The sequence below is a fragment of the Rhizobium jaguaris genome, from assembly GCF_003627755.1.
Lineage (GTDB): Bacteria > Pseudomonadota > Alphaproteobacteria > Rhizobiales > Rhizobiaceae > Rhizobium > Rhizobium jaguaris.
Genome location: NZ_CP032695.1, coordinates 1,784,956 through 1,806,448 on the forward strand (window position 1 = coordinate 1,784,956; position 21,493 = coordinate 1,806,448).

Sequence of the window (21,493 nt, forward strand, 5' to 3'; positions counted from 1 at the left end):
GGGAGTTGGACGTGGAACCTGTTAAGATCGGCATCATCGGCGCCGGCAACATCAGCAACTCGTATCTAAGGGGCGCGGCACGATCAAAGCTCATCAAAGTCAAAGCGATAGCAGACATCCGGACGGAGGCCGCGCAAGCCAAGGCTAAGGCATTCGGGGTTGAGGCCGTCACCGTCGATGAGTTGCTCTCCGATCCGGAGATCGAGCTCGCGGTCAATCTCACGCTGCCAATGGTACATGCAGACGTCAGCCATCAGATCATATCGGCCGGTAAGCATGTCTATTCGGAAAAGCCGTTGACGGCGACCTTCGCCGAGGCGGGTCTGGTGATGGAAGCTGCGCGCGCCAAGAACCTGCGCGTCGGCGGTGCGCCCGACACTTTCCTGGGAGCAGCGCATCAGGCTGCCCGCGCCGTGATCGATGCCGGCCGTATCGGCAAACCGGTTGGCGGCGCCGTCACTTTCATGACCCGCAGTTCGGCGCATCGCTACGCCAACCCTTCCTTCTTCATCTTCAAACAGGGCGGCGGGCCGATGCTCGACATGGGCGCTTACTACCTGACGCAGCTCATTAATTTGCTGGGACCGATCAAGCGCGTTTCGGCGATCTCCACCAACGGGATTCCGCAGCGCGAAGTCGTCCAGGGGCCGCTGACCGGCGCCGTGATCGACGTCGAGGTTCCGACCTTCTACAACGGCGTACTCGAATTTCTGGGCGGCGCCAATGTTGCCATCTCGATGTCCTGGGAGGTGCATAGGCATCGGCGCTCGCACATGGAAATCTACGGCACGGAAGGCAGCCTCGTCATTCCAGATCCCAATTTCTTCGGCGGCACGCCGCAGATCGCCGAGGCGGGGGGCGACTGGGAAAATGTCGATATCTCCGCCTATCCCTTCGGCACTCCAAACCGTGTGATGGATGACGGCCGCTCGGAGGCGGACTATCGCATGATCGGCGTTGTCGACATGGCCATGGCTATCCGCCACAGCCGCCCACACCGCGCCAACGGCGATATGGCCATGCATGTCCTCGAAGCCCTGGAAGGCTTCGAACAGTCTTCGGTTGAGGGCCAGCATGTCGCCATCACCACACCTTGCGCGCGCCCGGCGGTCGTGCCGCAAGGTGCAGATGAGGAGGTTTTCGACGCTTGATGCGAGGCGACCTCCGGTGGCGTGCCGGATGCTCCGACACCAGCCATCCTGCCGCGTGTAATGTATACCAGCAGAAATTCAGTGCGGCGCATGCGAGAGGCCAAGGCCTCTCCATCCGATAGCTACATCCAATTTTGAAAGGAACAGCTTGCATGTCTGATCTATCGCCACGAGTAACTGCGGACGGCTACCGGATCGCCATCAACCCTATTCAGTGGCTGGCATCGGAGGACGGCTTCCTGGATCGCAGCAAGGCGCCGCCGCTCGATGATTTTCTGGCGCAAATCCGACAGGTCGGCTTTCCTGCCGCCGTCATCGCGATTCCTGTCGGCACATCGCTGGAAGACTACAAGGCGGCTTTCGAGCGCGCCGGAATCCTGCCGGCCCCGAGCTATTTCGGCATCCCGAGCCCCGAGGCGGAGGTGCCGCTCGAAAAAACTTTGGAGGAGGCAAAACTTGCCGGCAGTCGGCAGGCTGCTTTGGGCCTCAAGGATATCTTCATCGCCGTGCACATGCCGCCGAAGCTGCGTCCGCGCGTCGACAAGCCAGCGGTCGGTGCGATGTTCGACCAGGCGAGGCTCGATTTCATCATCGACCAGCTTGGTAACGTTGCCGAGGCGCTGAAAGCCGAGGGCGTCATGCCGGCCTTGCATCCGCATGTCGGAACCTGGATCGAGACCGAAAACGACACGCGCCGGACACTTGACACCATTGGTCCGGGCACGCTGAATTTCGGCCCCGACAGCGGCCATCTTTCCTGGGCCGGCGCCGATGTGCTCGGCCTTTTCCGATCCTATAGGGATCGTATCAGCATCATGCATATCAAGGATATCAGGCTTGACGTCCGCGACGCGGCGATTGCGGCGGGCAAGAGCTATCCGCAAACGGCGCTGGACGGTCTCTGGGCCGAGCCGGGGATCGGCAATCTCGATATCAAGGCCATGCTTACTGAACTCGGCCCAAGCTTCGACGGTTGGATCGTCGCGGAAGTCGACCGGCCAACCATGCCGCCTTACGAGAGCGCGGTGGTTAGTGCCAATTACCTGCGTGAGCTGCGCCGACCGAGCGCATAGCGACCGAGCCTAGCTGACCGCCCCGATCAGCAGGCGGCCGCGACAAGCCGGTGGAGCTTGTCGCGGTCCATATCAAACAATCGAAAGAAGCCTATCTGCGCGGCCTGCAAGCAGCGGTCCAAACCGTTCCGCTAGAGCCGATGCCGCGTCAATGAGCTCCTGCCCCGCCACCGGCTTGTGGCTTACGTGCGAAAAGCGTGGCGATTGCCGCGGTCGCCAGCAGGATACCGATGACGGCGAAGGTGTCGCTGAAACCCATGATCAGTGCCTGCCGCTTGATGATGCTGCCGAGAGCGACCGTTGCCTTCTGCGCTGCAAGTGCGTGATCCGAGACGCCATGCGCCAGGAAATAGTTGGTCATTTGCGTCAGCCGCTCCCTCACCTCGTCGCGCGCCAGCGTCACCGACTGGCCGATGATGTTGGAGTGGAACTGCTCGCGCTTGGTGAGCACCGTGCCGAGCGTCGCCGTTCCGACCGCACCGCCGAGATTTCGTAGCATGTTGGTCAGGCCGGATGCGGCGGCGGCATCAGCGGGTGCAATACCGGCCGTTGTGATGGCGGTGATCGGGGTGATCACCATGGCCTGGCCGATGGCGCGCACGATATTCGGGATCCAGAATTGATCGCCGGCCGTGTCGGCTGAAAGCGTCACGTTCATGAAGCAGCTTATGGCGAAGATGCCAATGCCGAGGAAGCCGATATAACGTACATCGAAGCGCTTCATCATCATCGGAACCAAGGGAATGAGGATGAGCTGCGGCAGACCCGTCCATGCAAGCACGTTACCAATCTGTTCGGCATTGTAACGCTGCACCTGGCCGAGATATTGCGGCAGGATATAGACCGAGCCGAAGAGCGCGAAACCGACCAATACGTTGACGAGAACACCGATACCAAAATTGCGTTGCTTTAGAAGCCGCAGCTTCACCAGCGGGTTCTGGACGGTGAGCTCTATCCAGATGAAGGCGCTGAGCGAGATGACGGCAATGACGCTGAGCTTCAAGATGAAGGGCGAGGAGAACCAATCGTCCTTGTTGCCCTCTTCGAGCACGGTCTGCAGCGCTGAAAGCCCGATTGCCATCGTCACGATGCCAGCCCAGTCGCCCTGCTTCAGCAGGTTAAGCCGCATCGGTCCTTTCTCGAGTGTCAGCGCGAGGGCGATCGCCATGATCGCGCTCGGCAGGGCGTTGATGAAAAAGATCGTCTGCCAGCCGTAATTCTCCGTCAGATAACCGCCGATGGTGGGGCCGATGGCCGGGGCGACCGTGACCGAAAGCGCGAAGATCGCAAGCCCGGTTGGCTGTTGCGCCTTGGGCAGCTTGGTCAGGATCATGGTGAAGGCCATGGGGATGAGCACACCGCCGGCAAAGCCCTGCAGCCCGCGCAGGACGATCATCGTGCCGAGATCATGCGCGAAAGCACAGGCGATCGAGAACAGCGGAAACAGGATCGAATTCACAAGGATATAGCGGCGAAACGAGAAGACGTTGCTAAAGAAGGCCGTCAAAGGAATAACGACGATTTCGCCGATCAGATAGGAGGTCGATATCCAGGCGCCATTGTCGACGCCCGTGCCGATGCCGCCCTCGATATCGAGGAGCGAGGCATTGGTGATCTGGATATTCAGGATCGCCATGAAGGCGCCGATCATGCCGGCAAGCACGGCAATCCATTCTCTGGTGCTTGCTCTCGCACTCGGCTGCGGGATGGCGGTGGCTGCGATGGTGGACATGGCTCAATACTCCTCATCCTTCACCGTTCACGCACCATGGCCCTGATCGGCCGTCTTGATGTCGATGCTCGGCTGTACCGACATGCCGGGACGCAGATCACCGGAAGCGACGGTGTCGCTATCGAGAACGATCTTGACCGGGATGCGCTGCACGACCTTGGTGAAATTGCCGGTGGCATTGTCCGGCGGCAGCAGTGCGAATTCCTGGCCGCTGGCAGGCGCCAGGCTGTCGACGTGGCCGTGATAGACGCGGCCGGGGAACATATCGACTTCGATATCGACCGGCTGGCCGGCATGCACGTCGGTCAACTGGGTCTCTTTGTAATTCGCGACGATATAGGCCGCCGAGGTCGGCACGACCGACATCAACTGTGTGCCCGCCTGCACATATTGGCCAACGCGGAGCGTGCGGTTGCCGACGACACCGTCGAGCGGCGCCATGATCGTCGTATAGGACAGATTGAGCTCGGCCTGGCTCTGGACGGCCTGGTCATGAGCAAGCGTCGCCTTAGCCTGCGCCAGTTGCGCCTTTAGCAGATCGACCTGCTTGGTCGTTGCAGCCAGCGATGCCGTGTCACGATCGATCGCGGCGCGGGCGGCGGCGATCTGCGAGGCGGCCTGTTGTGCGGTCTGCACCGGCGCGTATCCGTTGACGGATAGGTTCGCATAGCGCTTATCGTTCTGCTCGGCGAAGGTCTCATTGGCCTTGTCGACATCGACGGTCGCCTGGGCGGCCGAGATCAATGACTGCTGCGTGTCAAGGGACGCCAGCTTGGCCTCGACATCGGCCTGAGCGGCGGCGACGTCTGCCTTAGCCTGATCGAGCGCCGTCTTGAAGTCGCGATCGTCGATGCGGGCAAGCACCTGCCCTGCCTTGACGGTCTGATTGTCGTTGACCACGACATCCGTGATATAGCCGGAGATCTTCGGCGCGATGGCACTGTTGTCGGCCTGTACATAGGCATCGTCGGTCGACACCTGGAAGCGGCCGACCGTCCAGTAGTTATGACCGTAGTAAGCAGCGGCAGCGATCACGGCGAGTGCGGTAGCCCCAAACAGGAACGACTTGCCCCGCTTCTTCGCCGTCGGCTTTTCCTCAACGGCGATGCGCGCCAGTTCGACCGACACATCCGGCTTGCCTGCATCCATGGCCGGGGCCTCGGCAACCGGTGCCTGCTTGCCGGTATTCAGTATATGAACCTTGTTTTCCACTGTTGTCTCTCCTGATGGTCCGATCGTTTTGGAAGGGCGGATGGCCCGCAAAAATCCCCGGTCCGATATTTAGGAAACTTGATGTTTTCCAAAATATGCACTATAAATTGGAAGTCAACAGGATTTTGGAAAATCATCATGGTCGAAATTCAAATAATTGAGAGGCGCCCCCGCGGCCGACCTCAGCTTCGCTGCGACGACGACACGAAAAGCCTGATCATCGAGGCCGCCGACGCGCAATTCCGGGAAAACGGCTACGCGGCGGCAAGCATCAATGCGATCGCCCAATCCGCCGGCGTTTCGACGAAGACACTCTATCGGCTTTTTCCGACCAAGGCCGATCTGTTCTCAAGCATCGTTTCCGACCGCATAAGCCGGTTTTTCCTGGCGCTGGACCAGTCGACGCTGGCGACGATGGATTTGCGTCAGGGACTGGAGCGGCTGCTGACGGCCTATGGCATGCTGACGATGTCGGACGACACCATCGACATCATGCGTCTCGTCATCGCCGAATCGGACCGCTTTCCGGAAATCGCCACGTCCTTCTATGAGACCGCGATCGTCGGCTCGAACGCCTTCATGGAAAAATGGCTGACGACGCAGTGCGAGCGCGGGCTCATCCGCCTGGAAGACCCGCATATGGCCTCGGGCATGCTGCGTGGAATGATGATCATGGAGCCGCAGCGCGCCGCCATCCTGCGCCAGCTCCCTCCCCCGAACATCGCGGAGATCAGCCGGCGGGCGCGAATTTGCGCCGAGGTGTTCCTGAAAGGCTGCCAGGTTTGATCTAATCAATCCTGGCGCGGATCGAGCGCATCGTTGAGGCCGTCGCCGAGCAGGTTGAAGCCCATGACCAGCACGATGATCGCCACACCCGGCCAGATCGGCATCCACGGCGCCTGCTGCAGGAATTGTCGTGCCGTGTCAAGCATCGAACCCCAGGACGGATCCGGTGGGCGCTGGCCAAGGCCGAGGAAGGCAAGGCTCGCTTCGGCAAGCACCGCCGTCGCCATGGTGATCGTGGCCTGTACGACGACCGGCGCCAGGATATTCGGCATCACGTAGACGCCCATGATCTTGATATTGGGCACACCCAGCAGGCGCGCCGCGGCAATATAGTCCTCGGTCTTGACGGTCAGCACTTGCCCGCGCGTCAGACGAACGAAGATCGGCATCGCCGAGATGCCGATGGCGATCATCGCATTTTCGAGACTGGGATTGAGGAAGGTCGCAAAGGCAATCGCGAGCACCAGGAAGGGGCAGGACAGCAACGCATCCGTGCAGCGGGAAATCACGACATCGACGATACCGCCGAAATAGCCGGAGATCAGGCCGAGCGGCACACCGATGACGATGGCTATCACCACCGAGACGAGACCGACAAGCAGCGAAGCGCGTGCACCGAAGATAACGCGAGAGAGGATATCGCGGCCAAGATCGTCGGTGCCGAACCAGTGCAGCGCCGAAGGTGCCTGCCGGACGGCAAGCCAGCTCGATACGTTCGGCGGAAATGGCGCAATGACGGGCGCGAGGATCGCGACCAGCACGAAGAAAAGAACGATGAGGCCGCCGATGATGGCGCTCGGCTGGCTGAGGCAGCGCCTCAGCGCGGATCGGCGATTGCCGGAAGCGGCTGGAATGGCGAGCGTGGCTTCGGTCGTGTTCATCCGCGCAACCTCGGGCTCAGAATGACATAGGCGATATCGGCAAAAAGATTGAGCAGCAGGAACATCGCTGACGAGCAGAGAACGACGGCCTGGACGACCGCATAGTCACGGCCGAACACGCCGTCGACCACCATCTTGCCGAAGCCAGGGATGCCGAAGACCTGCTCGGTCAGCACCGCGCCGGACAGAAGCTCGCCGAAATGCAGCGAGCTGACGGTGACCACCGGGATCAAGCCGTTGCGTAACACATGCCGGATAACGACGATGCGCTCCTTCAGGCCCTTGGCACGGGCGGTTCGGACATAATCCTGCCGTAGCGTCTGCAACATGGAGCTCCGGGTGTGACGCATGACAATCGCGGCAGCCGCCGTTCCCAATACGATGCTCGGCATCAACATATAGCGCAGATTGTCGAGCGGCGAATCGAACAGACCGACGTACCCCCCCGATGGCAACCAGCCTAGCTTCACCGCAAAGGCGAGGATCAGCATGATGCCGAGCCAGAAGCTCGGAACAGAAAGACCAGCCAATCCGAGTATACTGACACCGTAATCCACAGGTGTACCACGCTTCAGCGCCGCAATGACACCGGCAGGAATCCCGATGACCAGCGCAAGGATCATCGCCATGACCGAAAGCTGGATGGTGACCGGCAATTTCTCGAGGATCATCTCGCCGATCGGCAGCTTCGTGCGGATCGACAGGCCGAAATCGCCTTGCAGGATGCCCCAGAGCCAATGGACATATTGGGTGTAGAGCGGCTGGTCCAGCATGTATTTATGCCGCAGGAACTCAATGACGGCGGGATCGCGGTCCTCGCCGGCCAGCGCAATCGCCGGATCGCCGGGCAGAAGCTTCAACAGGCCGAAAACCAGGATCGATACCAGCAATAAGGTTGGAATGGCGATCGCCAGGCGGCGCAGGATAAAAAGAAACATGGCTTTTCTCTTGCTGCATGATCCCGAAAGCTGCGATGCGGTTTTGGAAGGAGATCATGCAAAACCGAAAAACGGATGGCGCGGCAACTCCGCGCCATCCCCAGCGAACGATCGCTTACTTGGCAGGCTTTACGCCCTGCACACGCAGGATGCCATCCGGAAAAATGGTAATGCCCGTCACATCGGCCCTTGCTCCATAGAACCAATTCGGATGATAGAGCGGAATGGTCGGAAGGTCCGTCAGGTAGATGTCCGTCGCCTTCTCGTAGAGCTGCCTGCGCGTTGCCTCATCCGATGCCTGACGGGCGGCCACCAGCGTCTTGTCCATCTCCGGGTTCTTGTATTTGTTGACGTTCTGGCTGCCGTCGGAACCGAAGAAGGCATAGAGGGTCGGATCCGGATCGGCGCGGCCGCTCCAGTTGCCGATGTAGGCTTGGAAGTCTCCGGCCAGATAGCGCTGTATGGCGGAGGTCGTCTCAAGCGGCAGCAACTGCACGTCGAAGCCGGCTTCGCTGGCGAGCGCTTGAATGATCTGCGCCACGCGCCCGTCGGTCAGCGAGTTTTCATAGGTAATTTCCAGCTTCGGCGCAGCACCGCCGACTTCCGCGATCAGCGCCTTCGCCTTTTCGACATCACGCGCCGGGATCGGGTGCGACTTGCTGTAGAAGGCGCTCGACGACGGGATCATCTGATTGTCGGGAATGAACTCGCCGTTGAAAGCCACCTGGTTGATGACGTTGCGGTCGAGCGACAGTTCCAGGGCCTTGCGCAGGCGGGGATCGGTGCCGATCGGCGTCTTGGCCTTCTCGCCATTGCCGACATTGATCATCAGATGGGAAACAGCAAGACCTGGCGAGGAATGCAGCGCCAATTTGTTGTCCGAACGCACGGTAGCAAGGTCCGTCGGCGCGATACGCTCGGCGACTTCGAGATCGCCAGCCTGCAGGCGTGACAGGCGCACGGTGGAATCCGGAATGATAAGATACTGGATCTCGTCATAGCCGATGGAGTCTGCGTTCCAGTAACCTGCATATTTGTCGAGGGTAATGGAGTCGCGCTGCTTGCGCGCCTTCAGCATATAGGGACCTGAGCAGACCGGGTTGGTCGCGAACTCGCCGCCCTTTTGCGCAGCCGTCGGCGACACCATCATGCCGGCACGGTCGCTGAGCACGGAGAGCAGCGGGGCAAACGGCCCCTTCAGATGGAAGATGACGTGGGTCGGATCGACCACTTCGACGGTATCGATCGGCGCAAGCTCGGCCTTGCGTTTCGAGTCCTTCAGCGTCGTCATGCGTTCGATGTTGAACTTCACGGCGGCAGCGTCGAAGGGCGTGCCATCCTGGAAGGTTACGCCGCTGCGAAGCGTGAAGGTGACGTCGGTGCCCTTGTCGTTCCACGTCCAGGCGGTCGCGAGCTGCGGCACGATCTCGAGATTGGCGTTGATATCAACAAGCTTGTCGCACATGGCGGCAAAAACGATGCGGCCGGTATAGGTGCCGCTTGCCGCGGGATCGAGCGAATCCGGATCATCTTGAAGTCCAACGCGCAATGTTGCCGCATGCGCGGATCCAATCGTCACGGCCATAGCCGACGCCATCAAAAGCGCCTTGATGGAAGTTCCCATAAAATATCTCCTTGTGGCGCCCCCAAAGAGGTCAACCCACCTGCCCAGATTTTATACAGTCCTAAGTGATGCATGGTTTTTGGCGATTGTAAAGTATCCTGACTAAATATTTGCTCAAACAATGGTCAGTGATTAAAAATCGACCAATTATACCGAAAATGCCTCTTGACGCGCTTCCTTCATTCAGTAGTTTGTTCGCAAAGCTGACAAAAAATTAGGCCATGACAGATATTTCGACATCCGTTCCCCTTACCCGGCAGATCACATCGCGCACCGTGCTGCGCGCTGTCTTCGAAAATGCCCCAGTATCGCGCGCTGAGCTGGCGCGTCTGACGGGACTGTCGAAGCAAAGCATGTCCGAGATCGTCCGAGATCTTGAGGATGAGGGCTGGCTGCGCGTAACCGGCCGTACCCAGGGCGCGGTTGGCCGAAGCGCGGTGACCTATGAACTGGAGCCGCGGAAGGCCTTCGTCTTTGGCGTCGACATTGGTGGCACCAAGATCCATGCCGCTCTCGCCGATCTTACCGGCGCAATCGTCGGCGAGCTTATAGAGAGCACCGATTCACGCGGCGGCGAACGCGTTGTCGACCAGATCGTGCGCGTCCATGACGCGCTGCTCGAAAAGACCGGCATTGCCAAGAAATCCGTCAAGATGGGGGCAATCGGCATCCCCGGCGCCGTTCATCCGAAGACGCGGCGGCTTACCATGGTGCCGAATATCCCCGGCCTGACGGACTTGGCTTTTGAAGACGTTCTTCGCGACAGGCTGGGCTATGACATCCTCATCGAGAACGACGTCAACATGGCCGCCAAGGGAGAGCAGTGGCTGGGCAACGGCCGTCGCATCGACAATTTCGTTTTCGTGGCGCTCGGCACCGGCATCGGCATGGGGATCGTCAATGAGGGCCGCATTGTCCGCGGCGCCCGCGGGGCGGCCGGCGAAATCTCCACCCTTCCGATCGGGGCCGATCCCTTCGATTCCCGTACCTTCATGGCGGGCGCGCTGGAATCGGCGATCGGCAGCATCGCCATCCGCGGCCGCTACGAGGCGCTCGGCGGCACACCTGGCCTGACCGTGCGTGAATTGTTCGAGCGCAGGGATGATCCGGCAGCGGGCATGGTGATCGACGAAGTGGCGCGTGTCGTCGCGACCTCGCTCGTTGCTATCTCCGCGGTCGTCGATCCCGAGGTCGTGATTTTCGGTGGCAGCGTCGGGGCACGGCCCGAATTGGTGGAGCGGATCAGCTTCTATCTGTCGCGTTGCGTGCCCGTGCCTCTCTCCTGCACCATCAGCCCGCTCGGCAGCCAGGCCGGCCTCTTCGGTGCCATCGCCATCGCGCTCGACCAGTTTCGCGAGACGCTGTTTGAAATTCCAGGGCGCGCCGATCTCGGCATGGCTTTCCTGGCAGAGAAAACGCCGTAAAACGACATTGAGGCCGCGTGAGTGACGCGCAGACAGTAACAGACAGAGGACGTTGAAAGACATGCAGCAGCGGGATTTTTTCAAGCCGGGCCGGTCGGTCGCGATTTCCGACAGAGGCATGGCGGCGACCTCGCATCCGCAGGCTACGCTCGCGGCGGTCGATATTCTGCGTGCCGGCGGCAGTGCGGTCGATGCGGCAGTTGCCGCGGTTGCGCTGCAGTCGGTCATCGATCCGCACATGACCGGTATCGGCGGCGATTGCTTTGCCCTCTATAGCCCTGCCGGCGGTACGCCCGTCTCGCTCAACGGCTCCGGCCGCGCTCCGCAAAATGCGAAGCTCGATTACTTCCTTCAGAAGGGCTTCACCGCCATTCCCGACGACAGTCCGCATGCGGTCACAGTTCCCGGCGCGGTCGACGCCTGGTGCCGGCTGATCGGTTCCTATGGTCGTTTCGACATGGGCCGTGTGCTTGCGCCGGCAATCGCAGCCGCCGAAGACGGCTATTGCATTACCCCACGTGTCGAACTCGACTGGCGCCGCTACAGCGACCGTGTCGCCAAATATCCGGCTGCTGCCGCCTATTTCCTACCGCACGGCCGCGCACCGCGCACCGGCGAGCGCATGGCCAACCCTGCCCTCGCCGCGACGCTGAAAGCCATCGCCAAGGACGGCCGCGATGCCTTCTATCGCGGCAAGGTCGCTGAGGAAATTACCCAGGTTCTGCAGTCGCTTGGCGGATTGCATGAAGAAAGTGATTTCGCCAATTACAAGGCGTTCGAGACCGTGCCGATTTCCGGCAAATACCGTGGCCGGGACCTGTTGGAATGCCCGCCGAACGGCCAGGGCCTGGCCGCTATCCTGATTACGCGCATTCTCGACGGTTTCGACCTTCGCGATCCCAAGCTGACCGAAGCGGACCGCATCCACCTGCTGGCAGAGGCGACAAAGGCGGCTTACGCCAAACGCGACCAGCTCATCAGCGATCCGGATTATCTAACGTTCAGCATCGATGAACTACTGTCCAACCAGTCGATTGCCGCCATCCGCGCAAAGATCAGCCTGGAACGCGCTGCCGACGCCACGGTATGGGATGGACCAACGCACAAGGACACGGTCTATGTCTCCGTCGTCGATCGCGACGGCAATGCGATTTCGCTGATCAATTCGGTTTTCTTCGCCTTCGGCAGCGGCATCTATGCGCCGCGCGCCGGCGTGCTGCTGCAGAATCGCGGCTCCGGCTTCGTCGTCAAAGAAGGTCATCCGAACGCCATTGGCCCCGGCAAGCTACCCTTCCACACCATCATCCCGGCCATGCTGATGGAAGGTGGCAAGACGCGCATGAGCTTTGGCGTCATGGGCGGTCAATATCAGGCCGTCGGCCACGCTCACATGTTGAGCCAGATCCTCGATCGCGATCTCGATCCGCAGCAGGCAAGCGACCAGCCGCGCAGCTTCTGCTACGGCGGCAAACTATCGCTGGAACCGACGATCTCCGAAGAGATCAAGCGGGACCTCGAACGCCGCGGCCATGTCACCGAGTGGGCGGATGAACCGATCGGCGGCGCGCAAGCGATCTTGATCGATCACGAGCGCGGCGTCCTGCTCGGCGCCTCGGACCATCGCAAGGACGGCATCGCCCTCGGCTGTTGAGTTTGGGATATTGAAACCATGACGTCTGCTTCCGTTCTCTCCGTCCGCGATTTGACTCTCACGCTCCCCCTGGGCGGAGACCGGAAATATGCGCTGCAAGGCCTCGGCTTCGACCTGGCAGAGCGGGAAATTCTCTGCATCGTCGGAGAATCCGGCTCTGGGAAATCGCTGTGTGCCCAGACCATCATGGGGTTGCTTCCCAAGGTGATCGGAATCGAGAAGGGCGAAATCCTGCTGGAGGGCGCCGATATCATCAGCGCGCCGCCACAGGTGCTGCGGGACCTGCGCGGCAAGCGCGTTTCCATGATCTTCCAGGAGCCGATGACGGCGTTCAATCCTTCGATGCGCATCGGCGATCAGATCGCCGAGGTGTTTGAAGCGCATGGTTTGCTGACCGAGAAGGAACGGGCCGAGCGAGCCGTGACGCTCGCAACCGAAGTCGGCCTGCCCAATCCCGAGCGTATCGTCCGCTCCTTCCCTCACCAGCTTTCCGGCGGCCAGCGCCAGCGCGCCATGATCGCCATGGCTCTGGCCTTGGAACCAAAAGTGCTGATTGCCGACGAGCCGACGACGGCACTCGACGTCACCACCCAGGCGCAGATCCTGCGGCTGATCCGCGACATACAGCAGCGGCGCGGCATGTCCGTGGTCTTCATCACCCATGACTTCGGCGTTGTGGCCGATATCGCCGACAAGGTGCTGGTCTTGCAGAAAGGTCTGATGGTCGAGCAGGGCACGGCCGAAAGCGTGCTGAAACACCCGACCCAGGACTACACCAAGGCGCTGCTCGCCGCCGTCCCTTCGGCAACTCCCCCGGAACGCCCCTCGACCGACGCACGCCCGATCGCTTTTTCCGTCGACAAGCTGTGCAAGACCTATGTTTCCGGCGGAGGTTTCCTGCAGCCGAAGCGCCGGACCCAGGCGGTCAACAATGTCAGTTTCGAAATCCGGCGGGGTGAAACGCTGGGCCTGATCGGCGAATCCGGTTCAGGCAAATCCACGGTCGCCCGGCTGGTGACGCGGCTGATCGATCCAGACAGCGGCCAGGTGATGCTCGCCGATGACGACTTCACCAAGCTCAAAGGCGCCAAACTGCGACAGGCGCGCAAGCGCATCCAGATGGTCTTCCAGGACCCCTTCGCCTCGCTCAACCCGCGCCGCAAGATCGGCCTCAGCATTGCGGATGGTCCGCTCGCGCACGGCGTCAGCCATGCCGAGGCGTTGCAGGAAGCCCGCCAGCTCTTGACCCTCGTCGGCCTCGATCCGCGCGCCATTGATCGTCTGCCACACGAATTTTCCGGCGGCCAACGCCAGCGCATCGGCCTTGCCCGTGCGCTCGCGCTGAAGCCCGATGTTCTCGTCGCTGACGAATCTGTTTCCGCGCTCGACGTGACCGTGCAGGCGCAGGTGCTGAAGCTGCTGGAAGAGCTGAAAGGCCGCCTCGACCTCGCCATGCTGTTCATCACCCACGACCTGCATGTTGCCGCCCAGGTCTGCGACCGCATCGCCGTCATGCGCCGCGGCGAAATTGTGGAACTGAGGCCTGCCGCGGAGCTTATCAACAACCCGCAGCATCCCTATACGCGGGAATTGCTGTCGGCGATTCCGGGGCAGACTCTGGCGCATTGACGGAACGCTAGCTTACCAACGCTCCGCTTGAAGAGGACGATCTTCCGGTGAGAAAGCCGGCGCGTGGCTTGCTTCTCGAATTTTAATGTCTCAGATAATTCCGCCGCCGCCTGCTACCGACGCTGGACGCTCGGCAGCAACCTTCTTGCGATAACCACTCGCCCGATAGGCCGCGACTGGATCGATCGCGCCGCCGGTGCGGCGGCGGGCTTCGGCGAGGATAGGTTCCACGTCCGCGCGGTAGGCGCGCTTCAGCGTTTCGGAGGCCATCAGGGCGTCGTTGGCGTCCTGATAGTCCGCCAGCGCCTTGCGATCGACGATCAATGCCTGCGCGTAGGCGCGACGGATTTCGTTGGAGCTGGAAATCAGGCTTTCGATCGGGTCGGTAACATTGTGCGACTGGTCGATCATATGGGCCGGACGGAAGCCTTTCACGCCACGATGCTCCGCGTCGACCAATTCATTGAAGACGAGGAACAGCCGATAGGGCTCGATCGCACCGGCGTCGAGATCGTCGTCGCCGTATTTCGAATCATTGAAATGGAAGCCACCGAGCTTGCCGAACTGGATGAGGCGGGCGACGATCATCTCGATATTGGTGTTCGGGGCATGGTGACCGAGATCGACTAGGCAGAAGGCCTTTGGCCCGAGCGTCTGGGCGATCAGATAGTTGGTGCCCCAGTCCTGCACAACGGTCGAGTAGAAGGCCGGCTCGTACATCTTATGCTCGGAAAACAGCCGCCAGTCGTCCGGCAGTGCCTTGTAGATGTCTGCCATCGCAGCGAGATAACGCTCGAACGCCTTGGTGAAGTTGCTTTGGCCAGGGAAGTTCGAGCCGTCGCCGATCCAGACCGTCAGCGCCTTCGAACCGATCGCCTTGCCGATCTCGATGCATTCCAGATTGTGTTCGACTGCCTGGGCGCGGGTTGCCGCGTCGACATGACTGAGCGAGCCGTATTTATAGGAATGTGCCTGGCCGGGAGCATCTGAGAAGGTGTTGGAGTTCATGGCATCAAAGCCGAGGCCGAGCGCGTCGCCTTTTGCTTTCAACTCCTTCGCATCCGCCTTGTCCCAGGGGATATGCAGCGAAACGGTCGGCGTCGCCTGCGTCAACTGATGGATGACGGCGCAATCGTCGAGCTTGTCGAAAATGCCGCGCGGCTCGCCCGTACCAGGAAAGCGGGCAAAGCGCGTGCCGCCGGTGCCTACGCCCCACGAGGGCACGGCGACGAAGAATTCGGAAACCTTTTTCGTCACCGCCTCGATATCGACGCCGCGGCGGGCAAGTGTGGCGCCCAGCGCCTCATAATCGGATTTCAGCGCAGCAGCGCGCCTGTCGTTTTCCGCAGCGACCAGATCCGGCGCAATTCTGAACTCGGCCATTCTTTCCTCCCAGGTATGCAATTTGAGATGTTACGGCGCTTCGATCTTCCGTCTTCTCCCCAGCGGGGAGAAGATGCCCAACAGGCAGATGAGGGGGAGTGAGGAGCATAGCGACTCACATCTTGAGCATAAGCGAAAGATAGAACCACATTTGCGGTGCCACCCCCTCATCCGACCCTTCGGGCCACCTTCTCCCCGAGGGGAGAAGGGAAAACGCATCCATTACCGCGTAAAGCTCTGCGCGTTGCCGGCATCGACATTGATGATGTTGCCGGTCGACTTGGCGGAAAGATCGGAGGCAAGGAAATAGATAGCCTCTGCAATATCTTCCGGGAAAACATTCAACTTCAGCATTGAACGCTTGCGATAATGTTCCTCCAGCTCATCCACCTCGATTTTCGAAGAGGCGGCACGCTGTTCGCGCCATTCGCCGTTCCAGATCTTGGAGCCGCGCAGGACGGCGTCGGGATTGACGGTATTCACACGAATGCCCGCTTCCGCGCCCTCGAGCGCCAGGCAGCGCGCCAGATGGATTTCGGCAGCCTTGGCCGTACAATAGGCAGCGGCATTCGGCGACGAAGCAAGGCCATTCTTGGAGGCGACGAAGACGACGTTGCCGCCGAGATTCTGACGGCGGAAAAGCCGGAAGGCTTCTCGCGAGACAAGGAAATAGCCGGTGGCGAGAATATCGATATTGCGGTTCCACATCGAAAGCTCGGTGCTTTCGATCGGTGCGGAGGAGGCAATGCCGGCGTTGGACACGAGGATGTCGATGCCGCCGAATTCGACGCAGGCTTCCGCGAAGGAGGAAATCACCGCGTCCTCTTTGGTCACGTCAAGTTTAACGCTGCGCACCGAGTCAGCACCGTATTTCTTGGTGAAATCCTCCTGCGTGCTCTCAAGTGCTGACTGGTCGATATCGGCCAGCACCACGCAGGCACCCTCGCCCACCAGACGCGCCGCCGTTGCGCGGCCAATGCCACCGGCGCCACCGGTGACAAAAGCAACGCGGCCGGCAAGGCTCTTCGGCTTCGGCATGCGCTGCAGCTTCGCTTCTTCCAGCAGCCAATATTCGATATCGAAGGCTTCCTGTTCCGGCAGGCCCTGATATTCGGATACGGTCGAAGCCCCGCGCATGACGTTGATGGCGTTGACGTAGAACTCGCCGGCAATGCGTGCTGTCGCCTTGTCGCGAGCGAAGGACAGCAGACCGACGCCTGGCACCAGGAAGATCACCGGGTTAGGGTCGCGCATGGCGGGCGAATTGTCGTGCTTGCAGTCGTTGTAATAGCGGGCGTAGTCGGCGCGGTAGTCTTCCAGCGCCTGGTCGAGACCCGCGATGACGGCATCGGCGTCGGGCTTTGCCGGATCGAAATCGACGATCAGCGGCCGAATCTTGGTGCGCAGGAAATGGTCCGGGCAACTCGTGCCGAGCGCGCCGAGCGGACGGAGATTGTTCGAATTGACGAATTCGAGCACAGCATCCTGATCGTCGAAATGACCGAGCTTACGCTCAGCCTTGCCAATGCGACCACGGATTTCCGGCATCAACTTGGCGGCAATCGCCCGGCGTTCCGCCTGCGGCAGACTCTGGACGGCTGCACCACCGAAGATAGTTTTACCTTCAGTTTTCGCCGCAAACCATTGAATTGCTTTGTTGATGATCGCAAGTGTCAGTTCGTAGCAGCTCCTTGCGTCGTTAGCCCAGGTGAAGAGGCCGTGGCTCTCGAGAACAACGCCCTTGGCATTCGGATTCGCCTTTACGAAGGCTTCAAGATCGAGCCCGAGCTGGAAACCGGGACGCCGCCAGGGCAGCCAACCGATTTCCCCACCGAAAATTTCGCGCGTCAACTCACGGGAATTCTTCGAAGCGGCGATCGCAATGATCGCGTCGGGATGCATATGGTCGACGTGAGTGAAGGGCACGAAACCGTGCAGCGGCGTATCGATGGAAGCGGCGCGGGCGTTAAGGTTGAAGGTGCAGTGCGGCAGGAAGCCGACCATGCGGTCCTCGTCGGCTACTCCCTTGTAGATGCTCTTCAGGCTCTCGAGCTTGTCCTGATAAAGCGTTGCAAAACCGTCGAGCTTGATGGTGCCGACATCGCCGCCGGAGCCTTTGACCCACAGTACTTTAACCTTCTCGCCGCTCAGCGGATCGGTTTCCATGACCTTGGCCGATGTGTTGCCGCCACCGTAATTGGTGATACGCTTGTCAGCACCGAGCAGATTCGACCGGTAGAGAAGCTTGCCCGGCTCATCGAGGCCGGCCGCATATGCATCATCCCAACGGTTTTCCAGAAGCTGAATATCAGCCGCCATGTCATCCTCCCATAAGATCATGTCTTGCGGACGGTCCGAAACATGCTCAAACCGCCCTTGTTAATCACGATATCGCTCACGCACAGTCGCTTTGTCAATCGAAAACGATCAAATTTGATAATGCTGCGATGCAATATGAAAGTTTTTGAGCGTTTGTGATTGACACTTTGTCACATTTGCGAAATAACCCGAGAAGGAGGAGCCGATGCACGAACGTGAACGCCATCGCATCATTTTGAGCGCCGTACAGGAAAAGCCTGTGGTGACAATTCAGGATATTTCCGAATTGACCGAGGCCTCCGAAGCGACGATCCGCCGTGATATTGCGGCCCTGCATGTGCAGGGAAAGATCCGGCGCGTGCGTGGCGGTGCGGAATCGATCCATCCTCCGCAGCTCGGCAATTTGGCTGGACGTCCCTTTCGGGTTTCGGAAGGCGTCAATATCGATAAGAAACGAGCAATTGCGCGCAAGGCAGCCGAACTATGCGGCCAGGGCGACGCCATCATCATCAATGGCGGCACGACGACCTTCCAGCTTGTTCATTATATCTCGGCCTATCGGCTGCAGGTGATGACCAATTCCTTCGCCATTGCCGAACATCTGGTCAAGCATTCCAAAAACACTGTGACGGTGCCGGGCGGCGCGATCTATCGCGAGCAGAGCCTGATCCTGTCGCCCTTCGACAACGACACGACCCGGAACTTCTATGCGCGGCGCATGTTCGTCGGCGCGCAAGGCGTCGGCCCGCTTGGCATCATGGAGGCCGACGCGCTGGTGATCCAGAGCGAGCAGAAGCTGATGCGCCAGGCCGACGAATTGGTTGTGATGGTTGATTCCAGCAAGTTCCGTCAGCGCTCCAGCCTGATTCTGTGCCCGCTCGAACAGGTGACCACCATCATCACCGATGACGGCATTTCGGCGGAGACTGTGCGGATGATCGAGGATGCCGGCGTATCGCTGATCATAGCGAGCGTCACGGCGCAGGCCGAGAGGGAGGATTCCCCGTCAGTCGCATGAAATGCGCGGCTGTGACGGGGTGAGCGTAGCCTATCAATTTTGGGCAACTTTGGGAGGAAGAAACATGAGTATTGCAAAGAAATTGGCGATCGGCGTAGCGCTGGCCGTCGCAATGATGGCCGGCACGGCAAGTGCAAAAGATGTCAAGATCGGCCTCGTGGTGAAGTCGCTTGGCAACGGCTTTTTCGAAGCGGCCAACAAGGGCGCTCAGGAAGCTGCCAAGGAACTCGGCGGCGTCCAGGTGATCTACACCGGTCCGACGCAGCCGACCGCCGAAGCCCAGATCGAAGTGATCAACTCGCTGATCGCACAGGGCGTCGACGCCATTGCTATCTCCGCCAACGACAAGGATGCTGTGGTGCCTGCCTTGAAGAAGGCAACGCAGCGCGGCATCAAGGTTATCTCCTGGGATTCCGGCGTGGCTCCGGCCGGCCGCATCCTGCAGCTCAATCCGTCTTCGAACGAGCTGATCGGCAAGATGTGCCTGACGCTCGCCAAGGACCATCTTGACGGCGGCAAGGGCAATTTCGCCATCCTGTCGGCGACTTCGACCGCCACAAACCAGAACATCTGGATCGGCGAGATGAAGAAGCAGCTCAAGGACTTCCCGGGCCTCAACCTGGTGACGACCGTCTACGGCGACGACCTTTCGGACAAGAGCTACCGCGAAGCCCAGGGCCTCATGACGTCGCATCCGGAAGTCAAGGTTATCGTCGCTCCGACCACCGTCGGCGTGCTCGCCGCTTCGCAGGCCGTCAAGGATGCCGGCAAGATCGGCCAGGTCTATGTGACCGGTCTCGGCCTGCCGTCCGAAATGGCCGGCGCCATCAAGTCGGGCGCCACGAAGGAATTTGCGATCTGGAACCCGATCGACCTCGGTTACTCTGCAACGCAGATCGCCTACCGCCTCGTCAAGGGTGAAACCGACGGCAAGCCGGGCAGCGAGATCAATGCCGGCCGCATGGGCAAGATCAAGGTCGGAGACAACGGCGAAGCCGCCATGGCCGATCCCTTCGTCTACAATGCTTCGAATATCGATCAGTTCTCCAAGGTCTTCTGATCGACGACCTCATTCGCAGCTTTCCGGCGGCTTCGGCCGCCGGACTTGGTTCACTTATCCGGTACATTGCTGATGACCACAGTCCTTCAACGACCCGCCGCTGGCATGCCAACCTTGGGCAATACCGCCATTCTGGAAATGCGCGGCATTTCTCAGATCTTTCCGGGTGTAAAGGCGCTCGATGGCGTCAGCATCTCGCTTTATCCCGGCAAGGTCACCGCCCTGATCGGCGAAAACGGCGCTGGCAAATCCACGCTCGTCAAGATTCTGACCGGTATCTATCGTCCAAACGAGGGCGAGATACTCATCGACGGCAAGCCGGCCACGTTCCACAGCGCCCAGGCCGCGATTGACGCTGGCGTGACCGCCATTCATCAGGAGACCGTGCTCTTCGATGAGCTGACGGTTGCCGAAAACATCTTTCTCGGCCATGCGCCACGCACCAAATTCGGCACCATCGACTGGAAGACGATGAATAGCCGGTCAAGGCTGCTGCTGGAATCACTGGAAAGCACCATCGATCCGTCGATCCGCCTGAAGGACCTTTCCATCGCACAGCGCCATCTTGTGGCGATTGCCCGCGCCCTGTCGATCGAGGCCCGCATTGTTATTATGGACGAACCGACCGCGGCTTTGTCCCGCAAGGAGATCGATGACCTCTTCCGTATCGTCGAAGGTCTGAAGGCCAAGGGCAAGGCCATTTTGTTCATCAGCCACAAGTTCGATGAACTCTATGAAATCGCCGACAATTTCGTGGTCTTTCGCGATGGCCGAGCCGTTGGGCATGGCCGGCTGAAGGAGACGCCGCAGGATGAGATCGTCCGCATGATGGTCGGTCGCGACGTCAAGGATGCCTTCCCGAAGGTGCCGGTCACGATCGGCAACGTCGTGCTCGAAGTCGAAAACTACTGCCACCGCACCGAATTCCGCGACATCTCCTTCAAGCTCCAGCGCGGCGAAATCCTCGGCGTCTACGGCCTGATCGGCGCCGGCCGTTCCGAACTGTGCCAATCGCTCTTCGGCATAACCAGGCCGCTCTCCGGCCGGCTGACATTGAATGGTCAGGAAATCCATATCCATTCGCCGCATGACGCGATCCGCGCCGGCATCGTCTATGTGCCGGAGGAGCGTGGCCGCCATGGGCTGGCGCTGCCAATGCCGATCTACCAGAACATGTCGCTGCCTTCGCTGGGACGGACCTCGCGTAAGGGCTTCCTCAAGGCGGCCGACGAGTTTGCGCTCGCCCGCAAATATGCCGAACGGCTGGACCTGCGTGCCGCCGCCCTTTCCGTGCCTGTCGGCACGCTCTCGGGCGGCAACCAGCAGAAGGTGGTGATTGGCAAATGGCTGGCGACGCAACCGAAGATCATCATTCTCGACGAGCCGACCAAGGGCATCGACATCGGCTCGAAGGCGGCCGTGCACGGCTTCATCAGCGAGCTGGCGGCAGAAGGCCTCAGCATCATCATGATCTCTTCCGAACTGCCTGAAATCCTCGGCATGTCGGACCGCGTGTTGGTGATGAAGGAAGGACTTTCGGTCGGCCTGTTCGACCGCGAAGGCTTGACGCCGGAAACGCTGGTGCGCGCCGCCACGGGCAATGCATAGGGAG

16 protein-coding genes are annotated in these 21,493 nt (G+C 60.4%); 9 read left to right on the forward strand and 7 right to left on the reverse strand.

Annotated features, from left to right (window positions below):
- The first annotated feature begins 11 nt into the window (after positions 1 to 11).
- Entirely contained in the window at positions 12 to 1,151 is a 1,140-nt protein-coding gene (locus CCGE525_RS30505; protein ID WP_120707943.1) for a Gfo/Idh/MocA family protein, read from the forward strand.
- A 152-nt stretch (positions 1,152 to 1,303) separates the two neighbouring features.
- A complete protein-coding gene (locus CCGE525_RS30510) occupies positions 1,304 to 2,224 on the forward strand; it encodes a sugar phosphate isomerase/epimerase family protein (protein WP_120707944.1) in 921 nt (306 codons plus the stop codon).
- A 148-nt stretch (positions 2,225 to 2,372) separates the two neighbouring features.
- Here CCGE525_RS30510 and CCGE525_RS30515 read toward each other — a convergent pair whose 3' ends face one another.
- Both CCGE525_RS30515 and CCGE525_RS30520 read right to left on the reverse strand, forming a co-directional pair.
- Positions 2,373 to 3,956 carry a DHA2 family efflux MFS transporter permease subunit gene (locus CCGE525_RS30515; protein ID WP_120707945.1) on the reverse strand — a complete coding sequence of 528 codons (1,584 nt, stop codon included), beginning with the start codon at positions 3,954 to 3,956 and terminating at the stop codon, positions 2,373 to 2,375.
- 27 nt (positions 3,957 to 3,983) lie between these two features.
- Positions 3,984 to 5,105 carry an HlyD family secretion protein gene (locus CCGE525_RS30520; RefSeq protein ID WP_120708714.1) on the reverse strand — a complete coding sequence of 374 codons (1,122 nt, stop codon included), beginning with the start codon at positions 5,103 to 5,105 and terminating at the stop codon, positions 3,984 to 3,986.
- Between the two features lie 201 nt (positions 5,106 to 5,306).
- Between CCGE525_RS30520 and CCGE525_RS30525 the strand changes: the two genes are divergently transcribed.
- The gene (locus CCGE525_RS30525; RefSeq protein WP_120707946.1) at positions 5,307 to 5,954 is read left to right on the forward strand and encodes a TetR/AcrR family transcriptional regulator; all 648 of its coding nucleotides are present in this window, start codon (positions 5,307 to 5,309) and stop codon (positions 5,952 to 5,954) included.
- Positions 5,955 to 5,959: 5 nt separating this feature from the next.
- On the opposite strand, the gene CCGE525_RS30530 is transcribed toward CCGE525_RS30525, so the two are convergent.
- The 3 genes from CCGE525_RS30530 to CCGE525_RS30540 all read right to left on the reverse strand — a co-directional run bounded on the left by CCGE525_RS30530 (position 5,960) and on the right by CCGE525_RS30540 (position 9,397).
- On the reverse strand, positions 5,960 to 6,835 hold the full coding sequence (locus CCGE525_RS30530) for an ABC transporter permease (protein ID WP_120707947.1): 876 nt from the start codon (positions 6,833 to 6,835) through the stop codon (positions 5,960 to 5,962).
- Complete coding sequence (locus CCGE525_RS30535) at positions 6,832 to 7,773, reverse strand: ABC transporter permease (RefSeq protein WP_120707948.1); 942 nt, start codon at positions 7,771 to 7,773, stop codon at positions 6,832 to 6,834. Before CCGE525_RS30535 ends, CCGE525_RS30530 begins: the two co-directional genes overlap by 4 nt.
- 115 nt (positions 7,774 to 7,888) lie before the next feature.
- Complete coding sequence (locus CCGE525_RS30540) at positions 7,889 to 9,397, reverse strand: ABC transporter substrate-binding protein (RefSeq protein WP_120707949.1); 1,509 nt, start codon at positions 9,395 to 9,397, stop codon at positions 7,889 to 7,891.
- Positions 9,398 to 9,618: 221 nt separating this feature from the next.
- On the opposite strand from CCGE525_RS30540, the gene CCGE525_RS30545 reads away from it, so the two are divergent.
- The 3 genes from CCGE525_RS30545 (at position 9,619) to CCGE525_RS30555 (ending at position 14,101) form a co-directional block, all read left to right on the forward strand.
- A complete protein-coding gene (locus CCGE525_RS30545) occupies positions 9,619 to 10,821 on the forward strand; it encodes an ROK family transcriptional regulator (RefSeq protein ID WP_120707950.1) in 1,203 nt (400 codons plus the stop codon).
- 61 nt (positions 10,822 to 10,882) lie between these two features.
- The gene (gene ggt, locus CCGE525_RS30550) at positions 10,883 to 12,472 is read left to right on the forward strand and encodes a gamma-glutamyltransferase (protein ID WP_120707951.1); all 1,590 of its coding nucleotides are present in this window, start codon (positions 10,883 to 10,885) and stop codon (positions 12,470 to 12,472) included.
- An 18-nt stretch (positions 12,473 to 12,490) separates the two neighbouring features.
- A complete protein-coding gene (locus CCGE525_RS30555) occupies positions 12,491 to 14,101 on the forward strand; it encodes a dipeptide ABC transporter ATP-binding protein (RefSeq protein WP_120707952.1) in 1,611 nt (536 codons plus the stop codon).
- A gap of 90 nt (positions 14,102 to 14,191) precedes the next feature.
- Here the strand turns inward: CCGE525_RS30555 and rhaI are convergent, their stop codons facing one another.
- Positions 14,192 to 15,484, reverse strand: a complete 1,293-nt coding sequence (rhaI, locus tag CCGE525_RS30560; RefSeq protein WP_120707953.1) for an L-rhamnose catabolism isomerase — start codon at positions 15,482 to 15,484, stop codon at positions 14,192 to 14,194.
- Between the two features lie 222 nt (positions 15,485 to 15,706).
- Positions 15,707 to 17,803 (reverse strand): bifunctional rhamnulose-1-phosphate aldolase/short-chain dehydrogenase, encoded by a 2,097-nt coding sequence (locus CCGE525_RS30565; RefSeq protein WP_120707954.1) that lies wholly within the window; start codon positions 17,801 to 17,803, stop codon positions 15,707 to 15,709.
- Positions 17,804 to 18,008: 205 nt separating this feature from the next.
- On the opposite strand from CCGE525_RS30565, the gene CCGE525_RS30570 reads away from it, so the two are divergent.
- The 3 genes from CCGE525_RS30570 (at position 18,009) to CCGE525_RS30580 (ending at position 21,489) form a co-directional block, all read left to right on the forward strand.
- The gene (locus CCGE525_RS30570) at positions 18,009 to 18,821 is read left to right on the forward strand and encodes a DeoR/GlpR family DNA-binding transcription regulator (protein ID WP_120707955.1); all 813 of its coding nucleotides are present in this window, start codon (positions 18,009 to 18,011) and stop codon (positions 18,819 to 18,821) included.
- Positions 18,822 to 18,885: 64 nt separating this feature from the next.
- Entirely contained in the window at positions 18,886 to 19,881 is a 996-nt protein-coding gene (gene rhaS, locus CCGE525_RS30575; RefSeq protein WP_120707956.1) for a rhamnose ABC transporter substrate-binding protein, read from the forward strand.
- Between the two features lie 72 nt (positions 19,882 to 19,953).
- A complete protein-coding gene (locus CCGE525_RS30580; protein ID WP_120707957.1) occupies positions 19,954 to 21,489 on the forward strand; it encodes a sugar ABC transporter ATP-binding protein in 1,536 nt (511 codons plus the stop codon).
- Positions 21,490 to 21,493: the final 4 nt, after the last annotated feature.